The organism is Acidobacteriota bacterium (assembly GCA_016700075.1).
In the GTDB taxonomy this organism is placed as follows: domain Bacteria; phylum Acidobacteriota; class Blastocatellia; order Pyrinomonadales; family Pyrinomonadaceae; genus OLB17.
Window position 1 is genome coordinate 668,107 of record CP065000.1, and the last position, 16,480, is coordinate 684,586.

Here is a 16,480-nt window from a genome sequence, read left to right on the forward strand (position 1 = left end):
ATCTGACAATTTTCCAGTGCCAACCAGCTTCCGTTTAGAGGGTATTCCGCTCATCAAGAATGATGATGTTAAACACCTATTCTTCGAACCGTCTGCGATAAAGAGCAATTTGATCTGGGACGTTGATCGAACGGCTCGCAAACTACTTGTCACCGATGAGAAGAACGCCATTTACTCAGTGGATTCTCCCTTAGCCATACCAAAGTTGGTCCTCGACGGAAGGGTACCAAGCACTCTTCGAGTCAATCCAACTTCGTCCGTTGTGGCCTTCAACAATGACAAGGAAGACCCGGATAATTATGCCCTGTTCCTTTGGGACGGAAAATCTGAGGCTAGAAAGCTATCGAGTTTTAACGGCAAGGATGATTCAGTCGATTCGTTTGTGTGGGATCGTGACGGAAAAAGCATCTATTTCACCCTGAACGACTATGAGGCAAAAACGACAAAGCTCTGTCAAAGCGATCTAAACGCGAGCAAGTGCTTTGCAGTGGATCTTAAGGGCCTTTGGAATGTAATTGACAACGACCGTGGCAACGTATTGCTTAAGTACTGGAAATCTTCAAGCAACCAACACATCTACGTATACTCGACAGGAAGCGGGAAACTCACCCCCCTCTCCGAATCAGGAAATGCAACTAAGGCATTTTTCTTCGACGGAAAGCCACTTGCTTTAAGCGAAGACTCCCCCGAATGTGGTGGAGGTCGGTGCCTAATCTCGGTTGATCCGCGCACCGGAACCAATGAGATTATCAACCTTAAAAATGTGCACGGACATCTGGGCGACCTAAAACCTTCGCCTGATGGAAAATCGCTATTGATTCAGGAGGCGTTCGACGGAATCGACAGTCTATGGATCGGAAAACTGAAGAGCAGAAGTATTGTGCCGGTCGTTCCAAACTTTCTAAACGGTTCGTACGTTGTTTGGAACACCCGTTGGCTTTCTAGTAGCGAAGTTCTTTTCACAGTCGAGAACATTGGTCAACCCGCGTTCATAAAGTCGTTCGATCTAAAAACTAAAAAGACAACAGTTTGGACGAAGCCCAGACTGCCAGATGTGCTTTCCGGCACAGTAAAGCCTCCGGAGACAATACGCTGGAGATCTTTTGACTCTAAGGAGATTTCGGGTTACATCGTAAAGCCCGCCAAGATTGAAAAGAAGAGTCCAGTACTTGTTTTCATCCATGGTGGGCCCCAAGTAATTGACCGTCCGACATTTAGTTCTCTCGATGTCCGGTTTGCGACGTTTCTCGGAGTGTCCATTATCCACACCAACATCCGAGGATCTAGGGGATTCGGAAACGACTTTATGGACGCGGACAATGGCTCCAAAAGAGAGAATGCCGTTCGCGACATTAGCTCTCTTCTCGATTGGATAAAGAAGCAGCCGGACCTCGATGCGGATAACGTAATTATACGTGGCGAAAGCTACGGCGGGTTCGTCGCTCTAGCGACGGGGCTTAAGGAATCTTCCCGAATCCGGGCGGTCATCGCCGAATATCCGCTCGTGTCGATCAGGAATTATCTGCAGCAAAGTTGGATTGATGAATTTGCAAAGAATGAATACGGAGATCCGAAAGACGAAATCTTGATGAAAAAGCTTGATGAGCTTTCGCCGCTGAACAATGCTTCGAAATGGAAAGGAACGCCGTTGTTCTTGACCAGGGGAAAACTCGACTCAAGGGTCCCGGAAGGGGACGTTCTTGGTCTCAAATCTCAACTTCGAGATGCAGGGGCCGATGTGTGGTTCATATTTGCCAATGAGGCGGGACATGGCGTCTCGGGACGCTTCGTCACGGCGGCTATGTATGAATTTATTAAGACTCACCTAAGGAGGAAATGAAATGAAACGAACTAAAGCACTTCTCTTGGCGTTGACCATGACAACTTTGTTGGCTGGCAACATTTTCGCGACAGGCGGGGTATTGCCAGCGGCCAACAGCATCGTCACATATGCGTTGACGGCTCTGCTCTCGCTCGCGAGCGGCAACGATCAATGTCCCCTGCGGCAATGTACAAATTGTAGGCCAAATAATGAGGGCGGAGACAGCGGTGATTGTCGACCTACACCGGATTAGGAGTAACGTTGATGAGAAACATACCGAACATGTGGGCTAATGCGAAAAGGTCGATCTTGGTCATTTTCGCATTAGTTCTCATGTCGGAAACATCTCTAAGCCAGCCCGACCGCCAAAGCATATCTACGCTCTATTCAAAAGGTTACTTCGAAGAATTAGCCAAAATTGCACCCGCTCAGATTTCAAGACTCTCTCAATCGGGAAGGGTCGCAAAGGCGTCTGATCTAGCCGTCTTAACTTGTCGGACCTATATACAATTGGGGCAACCTGACGAAGCTGCTCAAATCGTTGAGCGAGTCATTTCCGATTCCAGCCTACGGACTCGCTCGCCGGGATCTGTCACATCTCTTTACCTGTGTAAGGCCGCAGTTTCTCGCTCGAAGCGCGATTTTGGAGCGGCGCTTGAAAACCTACGATTAGCGAAGTCGATATCGGCAAATGACTCAGCATCGCTCGCAGCTTACCAGTTGGAGGTCGGTCGGACTCTATATTCAGCGGGTCATGATTTTGCAGCGATCATATGGTTGGAAAAAGCTGAGAAAGAGGCTCTGGCGAACGGCCACATGTCAATTTACTATGACGCACTACGATTTTTGAGCTTAGCTTGGACCGCGAAATTCTACTATGCCAATGCCCTGACTTATGCGGAACAATTAGTCGAGAAATCTTCGATAGGAGAATTCGAACATCGAAACAGAATCGCACATCTTGAATTAGCGAACCTGCTAGATGTAACTGGCCAGCCACAACGATCGAAGGATCTGTATCTCAAGGGTCTTGAGCTTTCGACTCGAGCTAGAGTGAACTATCACTCCGGACAGTTTCTTTCTAGCCTACTACTGCGATCGTTATACGAGAATGATATAGAAGCCGCTAAGAACTACCTCGTAAGATTGGAATCAATCGATAAACAAAAGCAATTCAAGTTTGAGCGTCTTCTTGGAAGGGCCTTGGTCGAGAACTTCAAGGGAAACCGAGTGATTTCCGAGGAGTATTTTTCAACGCTAGCAAACGAGAAAGGCACTTCCGACTTCATTGTGCCCTATTGGAAAAGTACGATTGCCGAGCGAGATCAGAATTGGAAAGAACTTATCAAGAATGCGCATCATCTACGTAAATTGACGGAGGATGAGAATTTTCAAGACGACCTTCCCCGGATCTATTACAAACTCGCATTGGCTTCATGGCGACTAGGCGAAGAGAAATCGGCGAGAGAACATGCGGCAAAATCACTCTCATTGTTCGAGCCATTTAGAAACGCAACGAGAGTGGATCTTTCGATTGCAATGATGGAAGTCCACCATTCCGTCTATCGGCTACTCAGCGAGATTGACGTGACCAGCTCTCCCACGAAAGCCTTTGAATATTCTGAACTACTTAAAGCGAATCTGCTCAGAGACAGAATTGAACGGTCCATGCTGAAGCCTCGTCCAGATCTATCCGATTCTATTCGGAACCAACTTCTCACGACTTCTCGAAACTATATTGACGGAAAGGAAAATCAATCGGCTCTAATAAAGCTTGAAAATGGCATCGTAGCCGATAAGCAAACAGCGAGGCTGCAAACTCAGGATTTCTCGACGCAGGATTTAAAACTTCCGAACGACGTGACGATCGTTTCCTACGAATTCACGCCGTCCGGTCAGCTCCTCGCATTTGTTCTCGAATCAGGAAAACCGCTACGTGCGGTTAAGCTTTTCATTAACGAAGAGCAGGTGGTAAAACTCGCCTCAGAAAACCAAACTAAGATAAAGGATCGCATTTTCTTCAAAATCGATGGGAAAAAAATCTACGATCTATTGTTGAAACCGTTGGACTTGAACTCAAGTCACATAGTTATCGTTCCCGACAAACAATTGTGGAGAATACCATTCCATGCCCTAAGCCAAGACGGTAATAAATACTTGATCGAGACGAATACGATTTCGTATTCACCTTCAGTTTATTTGCTGAAGCAGCAGCTTTCATCCGAACCGCCACGAAGACGGACTATTCAGATTTTTGCGAATGATACTTTCAACCGCCAGATGCTAGTCTATGTAAATAGCGAGGCAATAAGTATTGGAAAGTTATTCGGAAGTTCACCTCGGCTGAATGCCACTAAATCGGATTTCCTCAAATCTTCCGCGGACGCTGACATCCTTCATTTCTCCATGCACGCCCAACTCGATAGCGAAAATTCTCTATCTTCATTCCTTGCCTTTCAGCAGAATGCCGCAGACTCTGGCCGGTTGACCCAACGATCTCCTATCGGTTCGCCTTAAGCCAAACAACTTAGCATTTCTGGCGTCCTGTGACACCAGTAAAGTTCATAACGGTGAAGGATTGATTAGTATTCCCTGGGCGTTGCTGGCTTCTGGAAGTTCTTCAGTAGTATCTTCGCAGTGGGAAGCAAATGACAGGTCAGCAAGTATCTTCGCCCAGACTTTTTACCGTGAGTACCTAAGTGGTCGCTCAACGTCAATCGCCCTACAGAAAGCAGCAATTTCAATGATTCAAACTAAGGAATATGGATACCACGAACCCTACTTCTGGGCAGGCTTTACTATTCTTGGAGATTTCAGATGATTCCGATGTTTAGAACCGACGATCGCGAGCGGCCTATATATTTTAATCCGCCGATCACTGTAATCTAAATAAATCGAAGAAGTGTCTTAATATTCCTTTTATCGATGCGGGAGTTCTGAATTAAAGAACTTCTGGCTCTTAGCATGGCACAAAGTTCGTCTTCCGCTCTGACCATGTCTTCCGCACGATGGCAGCTGACGTAGCACTTGCCGCTACCGCACCAGCATTGGCTATTTGAGTTGATGGTGGCAGCTAGGAAGAACGCATCGTGGTTCATTTCCGGCCCCAACCACAGTTTGCCGTTCGTCTCGTCGAACAAATTCCATTTCACGAGCCATACGAGCACATGATCCGTGAAGTCTGCAACTGTATCTCGCTGCCATTCCCATACGTCTTCCCACGCGGGATAGGCGCAGCTCGCTCCGTCGCCAAAAGTGTGATCACCCGGTCGCCGCACGAGTATCGGGTCTAGCATGAAGGCCCGAGGATGTCTCGAGCCGCCTGCGTGTTCGATCCGCACTTTGAAACTGCGGTTGGGGCGTTTCAGGTACTTGCGGATCGACGGCTTGTCGTGCGGCCCTTTGCATCGCGGGTTGTGCAGGATCTCGCCGTCCTCGCCGATCATGATGGGACGGTTATAGTGCAGATCGTAGATGATCAGGTCGAAGTTCCGAAGTGAGCCGATCGGCTGGAGCCAGCCTTCCCATACGGCCATGCAGGACGCATCGCTTCCGTCCCTGATCAGGGTCAGAGCCGGGTAGCGGTCCGCCATGGCTTTTATGCTCGCATCGAGACGTCTGGAGGCCTGAGACATCTATTCGCCTCCGAAAGCCGGCCGAGGAACAAAGATCCGCGGACCGGAGGAAGTGCCGTTCGAGTGCCCGGCGGACGCTGACTGCGACTTGGACTCCGGCACCTCGCCCAAGATCGCGGTCCAGTTGTCGTCATCGACGAACTCAAGTGCGAACCGTGCCGCATCGGACAGCTCGAATTTGATCGCGGTGTTGAAAAGCTCGGACAGATCGTTGCCCGTCGGATTCGCCGGATCTTCGATCGTGATGTCGTCGATGTTGTCGCGAAGCTGGGTCAAAAGGTGAATCAGCTGATCGGTCAGGCTCTTATTCTTCTTGTCCTTGAGCAGCTCGATAGTAAGCAACTCGAGGATGAAGTTGCGGACCGCCATTTTGTTCCGTACTCGCCAAAGCTTGCCGAGACGGATCGCCGGGATCGCGCCGCTATCCTTGACGTGGCCAATGTGAACGTTCAAGTTCGTCTTCTGTCGGCCCTTCTCACCGGAGTGACGATACAGAAAAACATCGTCGCGGTCGTCGTCGACGTATCGGCCAGGTACAACATCTATGTGATAGTCCTCGATTTCGTCCGAGGCCTTGCACTTCAGGCGGATAGCGGACGGTTTGCGTTCGAGATAGTAGTCCCCTTCAAAGGTCTCCGCGACATCGTCATAGATCTCCTGAAGCGTGTCGCCGGCAGTGCCGTCGTCATTGTCGAAGTAGCAGATCACGTCAAGATCATAAGAATCTTTGATCATCGTGCCTTTTGCCTTCGAACCGCCGTAGCGGATGCTTGGTGAGCTACCGTACTTCTCGCGGAGAAGTTTTTCCACGTCCGTTCGTCGCTGCCGCAGCAATTTCAGCTCGTCGCCGTCGTTTGCAAGTGTTTGAGATTTGAGAATCTCGTTCAGATATTCTTCGTTAGTCATGGTGTTAGTTGTTTACCTCTAATATTTTTGTGAAACCGCCGAGTCGCTTGTCCTCGTCGTAGACCATAATGGTCGGGTCCGCCTTCGGCATCAGCCCGCGACCGCATGTAAACGCGATCGGTGCCGGAGCGGCCGGGAATAAGTGAAGGGAGTCGAGTTTGCCGTGTTTGGTGCCGATCGCACGCAGGGCGCGCTGATACACCTCGCGGAAATTGTCCAAGTCGTCTTTACGGCGAAGAAACCCGGGATGCGGATCGACGCCGTCGAGCGTAATCTCATAAACGGTCGCGTCAGTTACGACGTCCGCCGGTAAGGCAGCCACGTCGATCGTACCGCTCAACGAAATCAGAAGGGCGACATTCTTGCGATCCTTGCCGTTGCGCAGCATGTGAAATTTGTACCGGACCGGTTCGCCGTCCTTCTTCCACGTCCAGTCCTGAGTGTCGCGGTGCTTCTGATACAAGTCGCATCCGACCTTATCGCCGAGGATACTGCCGGCGTAGATCAAGATCGGCATCGGAGCCAGCGGGAACACCGACAGGTGGCTAGTCTTGTCCTCGCTCATCGTCGTCTCGACCACACGTTCCAGATCGTTCTGTACCTTCTTCTTCGCAAGCTCATAGAACTCCGGCCCTTCGTCCGGCATTGCGTTGAGGTCGATATCGAATCCTTCACGAGTCGCGGAGTATCGCGGTGCGACTGCGGAGTTGATGTCACCCGGCGAAACCCGCTTCGTGGGCTTTGTGCCGATCTTCGCCCGGATCCCGACCGCTGTCGTCTGCCGGTCCGGCGAAGTGCCGGTGAGCAGGAACACGCGGTCCTCGTGAGCTTTCTTGTAAGCCTCAAGCACTTCGCGAGGATGCTCGTTGGGTGAGTCGTCAATCAGCTTGTGACACGGGTGACACAGGAGCATCAGATTGTCGACCTCGTTAATGTCTTCTGGTCGGTTCGAGACGTTTCCCCGAGGGCCGTTCTTACTGAAGGCGACGACGTGGGCCATCTGAGCAAAGTTGCCACGCTTGTGCGTCAGGTGGTGCTCGGTGAGATACCGGTTGCAGCCATCGAACTCACATCGGCCGCCTGCACGGACAAAAAGCAGAATTTGAACAGGCACCTTGATCTTGCGGGTGACATCGATCACCGGAGAATCGGGCGTTTTAGCCTTTGTGGAAGCTTTTGGCTTCGCTGTTGGTTTAGTTGATCTCATAAAAAACAAAGGAATTTCTACTCCCATGCTCTAATACTGGGTTTGCGGCCGATTCCCGACATTTTTTTGTCGGAAAGCTGCAAAAAAATCAGTATTAGATTTCGGGATCGCTTGATTAGGCTATAAATTAGATGGCAATGAACGACTCCCGCCACGATCCGAATGAGACTGTAGCGACTCAGGATGAGATCACGGCAGCAATCAATGCGTTGACGCGTACGGACAAGAAACGGCTTGAACGTGCGGCCAGGTATTACATCAACGGCCTCGGGCGGAAGGCGGTCCGTCGAAATTGGGGAGATCTGCTCAGGGAAACGATCCTGGCTTTCTACCGGCCCGACGGGCGTAAGTGGTACAAGGAACGGGTCGACCTAATGCGAACGCTATTGCTCAACATGCGAAGCGTCGCCTCAAACTGGAAGGAAGCCGTCCACGATAGCGAAGCGATTGTCGAGGCCGAGCTCATTTCCGTTGATGACGAAGGACGGACGTCGTTTTCCATAGAGCAAGTCGCCGGAGAGTCTCCTGATATACAAAAGGAACTTGAGCAACGTGAGAAATTGGAAATGGCAAGAAAGGTTATCGAAGAGCGCGACGTCGCCGTATTGATCCTCGACGGAATATGCGAGGGGCTAAAGGGATCGGAGATCGCAGAGGCTCTCGAGCTCAGCGAGCAGGAGTACGAAACACAGCGGATATGGATGCTTCGAAAATTGCGCAAGGCGTTCCAACGTGGGTGATCGATTGATGCCGAATAACTACGACGAACAATATTTCAATCTGATGAGCTCCTTGGCGGACTCGGTCATCGACATGTCCGATGAAGAGGTCGAAGAGGCGATTCGGGGAGACGGCGACAATGTCGATCAGATCCATACGGTTCTGATGGACACGATCAAGGAGGGAAGGAAACTGGCACTCGAACAGGCGCGCCGTGAGTATGAAGCAGAGAGTGAGCGGTTGCGGACACAGACATACGAACTACCCCAAACCCCTGCCGAGAAACGGGGTCTGATCCAGAAATTGATCGAGTCGCTGAGCTTTGGCCAACAGGAGTTGACCCTGCAGTTCTGCGAATACGAAAGCATGCCCGACGAAGACCTCGATGGGGCGCTGAAACAGCTACTGGAACTCCAGTCCGATACGGAGAAACTTGAGCAATAAGCCGGTGTCAGTCAAGAAGATCTTCGAAGACCTGCCGGTCGACTCCCCGGCGGAGATCGACATCGAGGCGATCGCGTACTACTACGGAGCTTTGGTTGTAAAGGAGAAGTTGCACGGCAGTGCTGCACGGATCATCGGTAAGGGCGATCGTGCGTTCATTACGGTCGACAGTTCGGGCTTGCCCGCTCGGCAGCGATTCTCGGTCGCGCACGAGCTCGGTCACTGGATGATCCATCGTGGAAAGCTTTCAACGCTAATTTGTAGCGAAAGGGATCTATTGACCGGTTGGAAGGTTGACGACCCTGAGCGGAGCGCCAACCGCTTCGCCGCTGACCTGCTGATGCCCTCGTTTCTGTTTGCTCCCGCCGCGAAGAACCGGCCGATCACCTTCGATTCTGTGCGGGAGTTGTGCGCAGAGTTTCGAACCAGTCTTACCGCGACAGCGATCCGACTAGTAGAAAGCGGATCGTTCTCGTCGATGCTGGTATGCTCGACAAGCAATGGTGTGAAATGGAAGTTTCGCGATCGCGACGTTCCGGACGGGATCCAACTCCACGACGAGCCAGGCGCCCACACAAACGCAGCAGAGATGCTTAACCAGAAGACGCCGCAAACAAACCCCGTAGACATCCAAGCGAGCGACTGGTTCACCCACCCAAGATCGAAACACTACGAGGTTTGCGAGGACTCGGTCAAGGTGTACGACGACACGGTCCTGTCACTCCTCTGGTGGAGGAATGAACAGCAACTGGTCGACCTCGATCAAGAAGCCGAGGAACTAGATTTTGAAGACAGTTGAGCCGCCCACTATTAGCTTGACGATGAGCAAGTGTCACGTGAAATAAATTGGAATCCGAAACGATTGCTCGCCGAGTTCTGCCGATAGCAAAGTCTATTGCACGTCGTCGAGCCGCTTAACTGCGTCAAGCATCAAATCAGCATCCGTCTCGGCGTAAATGTTTGTGATGCTCATGTCTGAGTGAGCGAACAGATTTTGAACTATTAGAGGATTGGTGTTCCTTCGAATAAGCTCACTGGCAAAGTAGGTTCTAAGATCGTGAAAATGATAGTTTTCTTCTCTTGTTCCGTCTGGCTTGTTGATCTTGGCCCTTATGAGAACCGGATGCCAGCGTTTTCGAAAATCGACAATTGGAAATGGTAGTTGTTTATCGGCGATTAGGTCCCGTAATACCGATGCCGCAGTTGCATTGATCGGAACGGATCGCGGAGGTCGTCCCTTCGAACCAATTACCCACACTCTTTGATTCTCAAAATCAATCACCTCCTCGTTCAAAGCCAATAGTTGGCCTCGGCGCAACGGCATGTTAACGGCTAATTGGACAAGCCTGTAAAGTAGCTGATCGGATTCAAGTTCCTTCCAAAGAGCTTTCTTTTGTTCGGTCGTGAGTAGGCGCTTTCTTGGCGGTGGTTCTGGTAAGGCCTTCACATACTGCATTGGGTTGCGATCAAGAACGTCCTCTTCGCAAGCGAGACTGAAGATCTTCGACAAAGTTGACATGATCCTATTGATCGAGGAAGGAGATATCGAACTTTTCTTTTTTCGCTGGTTTTTCCCATACTGAAGTTTGTTCCTGCAATCGCGACAATCCTGTGGCGTAATGGTGTGCAGAGGTTGATCCTTTAGGTGTTTCAAAAGAAGCTTAATGTAAAGATTCTTCGCTCCCTTATTGACGTTGTTTTGCTCTACATACTTTCGATAGGTTGTTTCTACAAAGTCTCCAAAAGTTACAGTCGTATCTGTTAGTCCGAATGATCTGTCGAATAGTTGCTTGACCAGTTGCCGCTCGGCGAGTTCAGCTTCTTCCTTAGTGCGGGCTGTCGGAATAACCTGATGAATCGTCTTGTGCCCTTTAACTCGTCTGTATACCCACCAACGAGCGGTCGAATAGGCTGGATGTTTAGCGTTGATCCGCTTACCGTTATATTTCTTAAAAACTGACATACGCTTAGTAATTCGCTAACCAGGCATCCACCTCAGTTCTGTTAAAAGTTGGCCGGCCGACTCCGTGGAACGGTAAACCATTCTTTCGCATCCATCGATTGATCGTTGCACTAGATTTTTTCAAGTACTTCGCGACTTCGGACTTCGTCATAATCTGTGGCGGCTGCGATGAATGAATAGCTTTCTCGATTGCCCCCGCGACGGAATTATCGATCAAGCGAATCAGTTCAGCTTTTTCTATCGTTATTATTTCAACCATACCCCGATCCTCCGATCACCCTTTTTGCAATGTACGTGCCTCAGCTCATAAGGCCTTAAAAAGGCCCGCCTCGACGGCTAAAACGGCAAAAATGCGCCACTCGGCCCAGTTTTGCACCAGCCCTAGAATGTTTCTGAACCAGCGTGATCTAAGGTGATGATTTATGGGAGTTTTGAGCGGAAAATCGATGACAAAAAGAATACTGCAACCAACCTGCAACCAAGTCAAAAAAATGGAGCTTCCAGCAATCGCTGAAAGCCCCGTGTTTATTGGTCGGGACGGCGAGATTTGAACTCACGACCTCTCGCACCCCAAGCGAACGCGCTACCAGGCTGCGCTACGTCCCGAAATACAGTTTTCAGGTTAAGTTGGCATCGGGCTTTTGTCAAACCCTTTGCTTAGAGGGCCTCGTTTGCAAGCGGGTCTCGGTTCAACATTTCTTTTAGTTCATGCAGATGGCTCGATATCGCCTGCAAGGCTTTGGCCTGTTTCTCGTCCAAGCCGCCGGCGGCTGACGATGCGTGCGCGAATTCCGTCGGGAGCGAATCAAATAGCGTCGGTGCCTCACTATCATGCAATGAACTGACTGCGGAAGCCGCCACCGGCATTTTCGGACGATTTGACTCACGCTGATCTGAGATCAATTTCTTACGGGCTCCTGCGATAGTGAACATATCGTCATAGAGCAGCTGTTTTATTCGCAGTGCCGTTTCAACATCCTTTTTACGGTAGCTTCGCTGACCGGATTTGTTCTTTTGCGGCGAAAGCATTGAGAATTCCGTTTCCCAGTAACGCAAAACGTGTGCCTGGACACCAACAAGGTCGCAAACCTCGCCGATCTTGAAAAACAGCTTGTCCGGAATTTCCACAGGTTCATTTTTCATAGAGGTTGAACGTGTTAAAGTTTAATCTTAAGATGAGTCGTTATTTTATGCATATACGACACTTGTGTCAATTGAATCACACATGAAGAGCGAAACGGACTTCATACTGGACCTCAAGTCAAAGTATTCCCTTAACTTTGTCGGCGACGACTGCGCAGTGATACCTAAGGATGCCGCAGCTGACATGGTCATCACCGCGGATATGCTGGTTGAGGACGTAGATTTCCGCCTGGAATGGACCGATCCGTTCCTTTTGGGCCGAAAGGCTCTTTGTGTATCTCTCTCGGACATAGCCGCTATGGGGGCGACCCCGACTTGGGCGATGCTGTCGATCGCGGTCCCGGAAATACTGTGGAAGAGTGATTTTCTTAATGCATTCTATGAAGGCTGGCATTCGCAGGCCAATGAATACGGCGTCACGCTGATCGGAGGCGATATATCACGCTCGCCTGATAGGCTCGTAATTGACTCGATCGTCAGCGGCGATGTCCCCTCGGGAGATGCATTGATGCGAAGCGGATCTCGGCCCGGCGACCTGATCTATGTGTCGGGGACTTTAGGGGGCTCGGCCGGAGGCTTACAATTACTGGAAAAAGGGTTGAGATCTGAGGCAAATGCCGCACGTCCTGAGAGCCGGCTTATAAAATATCAACTCGATCCGACACCTCAGATATATCTGGGTAACTATCTGCAGAAACATAACTTAGCAACCTCTTCAATTGATATAAGTGATGGCTTTTCCACAGATCTTTTCCACATCTGTGAAAAAAGTATGGTGGGATGCCTGGTTGAGGTTAACCTACTTCCGATCGATCCGGATCTGTTGGAGTTCGTCTCCTCAATTGAGGCTCTAGAACTTGCATTGAACGGCGGCGAGGATTTTCAACTTCTTTTTACGGTTCCGCCCGAAAAGGAAAACCTGCTGGACACTCGAAATTTAACAAAGGTAGGCGTGATCACTCCATTGGAGAATGGAATGAAGCTTCTCAACGAAGGCAGATCAAATGATCTGGCACCGAAGGGCTTTGCCCATTTTTAGGCTTTCTTCTGCTCTACCCGCCATTCTTTCTCAGCCTTTTTCTTAATGGCCGGCAAAAGCAGCAGTCTTATTGCGGTAATTCCGAACCTCGCCCATCTCCAATACTTGCGGAATTTTTGTCGAGCAGACTCGTCCGTTGCCACCGCCCTTACCTCGTGGATGAATAATGTTCGATCGGACGATAGCGGCTCTGCCTCCAGCGTCCAAGCGATCTTGACCTGATCGGGTCGATCAAATGAGAAAAAGCCTTCAGGCGGAATAGGTGTAAAAACAACATCTCCCGTCCACGGCTGACAATGGGCTCCGCAGACGATCTCTCGGTCAGGAACCTCATCGAGCAATCCCCAGCCCATCTCAAGCGACTCCTCAAAAAGCCCCACGGGACGCCGCGGCGGGTCCGGACTTCCCCGCAAAATAAATTTCCTCACTTTGATTATCAGCCGGATAAGGCCGATCGACTGCAGGTCGAATTCTTTCGCGGTTCGCATTACGACATCAGCCGGGGCGTGCAGTTCCCTTTCAAATCTCTCCCGAACATCGAACTGCGGAATGAACCTGTCAAGCGGCGATGGCATGCCGACAATTTAGCATACTCCCGCGTGCAATTGTGCCGATGGTTCCCAAGTCCGCAGATGTATGCGACGAGATGTAGGCTTAAATCTTTCTTAAGCAACAAAATATTGTGCTTTACAGAATCGAAGAATTACTGTTAAATATCTGCAATAGGAGGTTTTGGCTGAGAGTTGCTGACAAGCAGGGTACTATTACTGAATTTCTCGTACGAGCCGCTCGGCACCGTTGGTGTCGCGAGAGCGGTGTGTCTGTGGTTTCGCGGAGCGATCTTTGTAGAAGAGAACGACGGCGATAACGTCCTGCGTTCGCCTTCGACGACGTTTCCTGTACCGTCGGTTATCCGTCTGCGGCATTACATTCACGTTCGCCGCAACAACCGCGAGACGACGATGAAGCGTGCGCGAATTTATATTCGCGATCGCTACCGATGTCAGTATTGCGGCGAGCATCGGCATGCAAAAGACCTCACGCTGGATCACATTTTCCCGCGGGCGCAGGGCGGCGAATCGACGCCGCAGAACCTCGTGACCGCGTGTGTGAAATGCAATCAGCGTAAAGGCAACCGCACGCCGGAACAGGCTCGAATGCCGCTGCTGACGAGCCAAAAACTGCTGCGGTTGGGGCTCGACCACGTTTTGCTGTGTCATTACGCGGAAAACCGGCCCGAGTGGCGAAAATATCTGTTCATGGACGACGTTGATGATGACGCTGAAGTGATGGCAGCGTAGCAGAAACGTCAAAAACATGGGATAAGAACGGCCGCGGGGAACGACCCGCGGTCGTTTTTTTATGATTCTGAAGCTATGAGATTCAATACCGAGGAAGAAATTCGCGAGCTGGCGGAGAAATTTGAAGCCGCAGCGATCGCGCGTAATGCGTGGAAACACGCCGAACACCTCGCCGTTGCGTTGGTTTACGTCGAGGATCTCGGCGAAACGGCGGCGGTCGGTAGAATGCGTTCAGGCATACTAAACTTGCTCGAAAACGGTTTCGGACTAGATCTGACAAAGGAAATGCCCTATCACGAGACGCTTACGGTGTTCTGGATCAAGACAGTTGCTGAGTTCAACGCCGCAAATGAGGGCCTTTCGCTGCTCGAAAAGGCGAACGAGCTGATCAAAACGCACGATAAGGACCTTCCGCTGAGGTTTTATACCCGCGAACTGCTTTTTTCAGACGCCGCGAGGGCGAAATTCCTGCCTCCGGACATCAAAAACTAGCAAATATGACGTCCTTAGCAGATATCCTGATACTTAAGAAATGTTTCTAAGCACTAAAAGAATCTTTCTACACGCTTAGAGAATGTTTCTAAGCACTAAAAGAACGTTTCTAAGCACTTCGAGAATGTTTCTACACGTTTATTGAATATTTCTCAACGCTTAGAAAATGTTTCTAAGCACTTAGAGAATGTTTCTAAACGCTTAGAAAATGTTTCTAAGCACTTAGAGAATGTTTCTAAGCACTTAGAAAATGTTTCCTGATACTAAAAAAATGTTTCCTTGCCTTGTTTTGAGGGTGTATCGAGCGTTGGGATTGCGTTATTGGCGGGTTTGCGTGAAAATTTAACGCAAAGCTGGAAAGGAGACGCAGTTTTCGCAACCGTGTCGGCCAATTCGCCGGAAGATATCTTATGTTCAGGTTTTTCAACACTTTATCGCGTCAGATCGAGGAATTTCAGCCGCTTGAGGACGGCAAGGTACGGATGTATATCTGCGGGCCGACGGTGTGGAATTTTGCACACATCGGCAACTTTCGCACGTTCGTTTTTGGCGATGTGCTGCGGCGATATCTGAAATTCAAGGGATATGAGCTGACGCACGTAATGAACCTGACGGACATCGACGACCGCATTATCAACGAAGCGGCGGCGAGAAATATCTCTATAGATGAATTTACCGAACCGTTTACGCAGTATTTTCTTGAGGATTTCGACGCTCTCGGCAACGAACGGCCCGAAATTATGCCGCGGGCGACCCATCACATCGCCGAAATGATCGAAATTATCGCTAGGCTGCTTGAAAACGGCCACGCCTACGAATCCGACGGCTCGATATATTACCGCATCACGGCGTTCCCCGAATACGGCAAGCTGTCGAAGATCAAATTCGAAGGCAATATCACCGGCGGCAGTGAACGCATCGACACCGATAAATACGACAAAGAAGACGCCCGCGACTTTGCATTGTGGAAACTTGTAGGCACAGACGAGCAGCCCGGCTGGGACGCACCGTTCGGCCGCGGTCGGCCCGGTTGGCACATTGAATGCTCCGCAATGGCGATGAAATATCTCGGCGAGACGTTCGACATTCACGCCGGTGGGCAGGACCTGCAGTTCCCGCATCACGAGAACGAGATCGCCCAATCGGAAGGTTCGACCGGCAAGCAGTTCGCAAAATACTGGATCCACAGCGAGTTTCTCAAGATCGACGACGTCACGATGTCGAAATCGAAAGGAAACTTTTTCACGTTCCGGGACTTAGCAAAACAGGGCTATTCGCCGCTTGCGATACGGTATTTATTGCTCTCAGTTCCCTATCGCAAGCAGCTCAATTTCACGTTTGAAGGCCTGCAAGGCGCCGAATCCACGGTCGAACGGCTGCGGAACTTCCGTTCGCTGGTGCAGGAAAGCAACGGCAATTGCGATGAACGCGAGGCGGTCGAACTAGTGATGCTGGCATTGCGAAAATTCACCGTCGCAATGGACGACGACCTCAATACCGCCGCTGCTCTCGCCGCCGTTCACGACATGGTCCGCGAAGTGAACATCATCATGAGCTCTCGCCGCATATCGGCCGAAGAAAAGGACGCCGTGATAGATGCTGTCGCAAAATTCGACGCGGTGCTCGGCATATTTGGGCCCGAGGACGATCAACTACTCGACGCCGACATCGAAGCTCTGATCGAAGAACGTCAACAGGCACGTACAAACCGCGACTTCTCACGATCTGACGAGATCCGCGACGAACTCGCCGCGAGGGGCATCATTCTGGAAGACACAAAAGACGGCGTGCGATGGAAGCGGAAGTAG

General features: G+C 50.5%; 17 protein-coding genes and 1 tRNA gene. 10 read left to right on the top strand and 8 right to left on the bottom strand.

Annotation, left to right across the window (positions count from 1 at the left end):
• The first annotated feature begins 16 nt into the window (after nucleotides 1–16).
• The 3 genes from IPM50_03205 to IPM50_03215 all read left to right on the top strand — a co-directional run bounded on the left by IPM50_03205 (nucleotide 17) and on the right by IPM50_03215 (nucleotide 4,643).
• Nucleotides 17–1,840: a S9 family peptidase gene (locus IPM50_03205; protein QQS33607.1), complete on the top strand. Its 1,824-nt coding sequence runs from the start codon at nucleotides 17–19 to the stop codon at nucleotides 1,838–1,840.
• A gap of 246 nt (nucleotides 1,841–2,086) precedes the next feature.
• Nucleotides 2,087–4,339, top strand: coding sequence for a CHAT domain-containing protein (locus tag IPM50_03210; GenBank protein ID QQS33608.1), 2,253 nt, complete (start codon nucleotides 2,087–2,089; stop codon nucleotides 4,337–4,339).
• Between the two features lie 19 nt (nucleotides 4,340–4,358).
• Nucleotides 4,359–4,643: a CHAT domain-containing protein gene (locus tag IPM50_03215; protein ID QQS34443.1), complete on the top strand. Its 285-nt coding sequence runs from the start codon at nucleotides 4,359–4,361 to the stop codon at nucleotides 4,641–4,643.
• A gap of 64 nt (nucleotides 4,644–4,707) precedes the next feature.
• Here the strand turns inward: IPM50_03215 and IPM50_03220 are convergent, their stop codons facing one another.
• From IPM50_03220 to IPM50_03230, 3 genes are read right to left on the bottom strand one after another with little or no spacing between them, the layout of a single operon-like run.
• The gene (locus IPM50_03220; GenBank protein QQS33609.1) at nucleotides 4,708–5,457 is read right to left on the bottom strand and encodes a hypothetical protein; all 750 of its coding nucleotides are present in this window, start codon (nucleotides 5,455–5,457) and stop codon (nucleotides 4,708–4,710) included.
• Entirely contained in the window at nucleotides 5,458–6,363 is a 906-nt protein-coding gene (locus IPM50_03225) for a nucleotidyltransferase domain-containing protein (protein ID QQS33610.1), read from the bottom strand.
• Nucleotides 6,364–6,367: 4 nt separating this feature from the next.
• Nucleotides 6,368–7,570, bottom strand: coding sequence for an SAVED domain-containing protein (locus tag IPM50_03230; GenBank protein QQS33611.1), 1,203 nt, complete (start codon nucleotides 7,568–7,570; stop codon nucleotides 6,368–6,370).
• A gap of 131 nt (nucleotides 7,571–7,701) precedes the next feature.
• Here IPM50_03230 and IPM50_03235 point away from each other — a divergent pair, with 131 nt between their 5' ends.
• The 3 genes from IPM50_03235 to IPM50_03245 are packed head-to-tail and all read left to right on the top strand — an operon-like array spanning nucleotide 7,702 to nucleotide 9,533.
• The gene (locus tag IPM50_03235) at nucleotides 7,702–8,310 is read left to right on the top strand and encodes a hypothetical protein (GenBank protein ID QQS33612.1); all 609 of its coding nucleotides are present in this window, start codon (nucleotides 7,702–7,704) and stop codon (nucleotides 8,308–8,310) included.
• On the top strand, nucleotides 8,303–8,734 hold the full coding sequence (locus IPM50_03240) for a hypothetical protein (protein ID QQS33613.1): 432 nt from the start codon (nucleotides 8,303–8,305) through the stop codon (nucleotides 8,732–8,734). The genes IPM50_03235 and IPM50_03240 overlap by 8 nt, the downstream gene beginning before the upstream one ends.
• Before the next feature lie 4 nt (nucleotides 8,735–8,738).
• Complete coding sequence (locus IPM50_03245) at nucleotides 8,739–9,533, top strand: ImmA/IrrE family metallo-endopeptidase (GenBank protein QQS33614.1); 795 nt, start codon at nucleotides 8,739–8,741, stop codon at nucleotides 9,531–9,533.
• A gap of 93 nt (nucleotides 9,534–9,626) precedes the next feature.
• Here IPM50_03245 and IPM50_03250 read toward each other — a convergent pair whose 3' ends face one another.
• From IPM50_03250 to IPM50_03265, 4 genes are all read right to left on the bottom strand, one after another.
• On the bottom strand, nucleotides 9,627–10,697 hold the full coding sequence (locus IPM50_03250) for a site-specific integrase (protein ID QQS33615.1): 1,071 nt from the start codon (nucleotides 10,695–10,697) through the stop codon (nucleotides 9,627–9,629).
• 4 nt (nucleotides 10,698–10,701) lie between these two features.
• Nucleotides 10,702–10,956 (bottom strand): helix-turn-helix domain-containing protein, encoded by a 255-nt coding sequence (locus tag IPM50_03255; GenBank protein QQS33616.1) that lies wholly within the window; start codon nucleotides 10,954–10,956, stop codon nucleotides 10,702–10,704.
• A 270-nt stretch (nucleotides 10,957–11,226) separates the two neighbouring features.
• Nucleotides 11,227–11,303 (bottom strand) — tRNA-Pro (locus IPM50_03260).
• A 51-nt stretch (nucleotides 11,304–11,354) separates the two neighbouring features.
• A complete protein-coding gene (locus IPM50_03265; protein ID QQS33617.1) occupies nucleotides 11,355–11,840 on the bottom strand; it encodes a MerR family transcriptional regulator in 486 nt (161 codons plus the stop codon).
• An 82-nt stretch (nucleotides 11,841–11,922) separates the two neighbouring features.
• On the opposite strand from IPM50_03265, the gene thiL reads away from it, so the two are divergent.
• Nucleotides 11,923–12,879 (top strand): thiamine-phosphate kinase, encoded by a 957-nt coding sequence (gene thiL / locus IPM50_03270; GenBank protein QQS33618.1) that lies wholly within the window; start codon nucleotides 11,923–11,925, stop codon nucleotides 12,877–12,879.
• Here thiL and IPM50_03275 read toward each other — a convergent pair.
• Nucleotides 12,876–13,454 (bottom strand): hypothetical protein, encoded by a 579-nt coding sequence (locus IPM50_03275; GenBank protein ID QQS33619.1) that lies wholly within the window; start codon nucleotides 13,452–13,454, stop codon nucleotides 12,876–12,878. The two genes, thiL and IPM50_03275, sit on opposite strands and share 4 nt — an antisense overlap.
• Nucleotides 13,455–13,622: 168 nt before the next feature.
• Between IPM50_03275 and IPM50_03280 the strand changes: the two genes are divergently transcribed.
• The 3 genes from IPM50_03280 (at nucleotide 13,623) to IPM50_03290 (ending at nucleotide 16,480) form a co-directional block, all read left to right on the top strand.
• Nucleotides 13,623–14,180, top strand: a complete 558-nt coding sequence (locus IPM50_03280; GenBank protein QQS33620.1) for an HNH endonuclease — start codon at nucleotides 13,623–13,625, stop codon at nucleotides 14,178–14,180.
• A gap of 75 nt (nucleotides 14,181–14,255) precedes the next feature.
• Nucleotides 14,256–14,672, top strand: a complete 417-nt coding sequence (locus IPM50_03285; GenBank protein ID QQS33621.1) for a hypothetical protein — start codon at nucleotides 14,256–14,258, stop codon at nucleotides 14,670–14,672.
• Nucleotides 14,673–15,082: 410 nt separating this feature from the next.
• Nucleotides 15,083–16,480 carry a cysteine--tRNA ligase gene (locus tag IPM50_03290; protein ID QQS33622.1) on the top strand — a complete coding sequence of 466 codons (1,398 nt, stop codon included), beginning with the start codon at nucleotides 15,083–15,085 and terminating at the stop codon, nucleotides 16,478–16,480.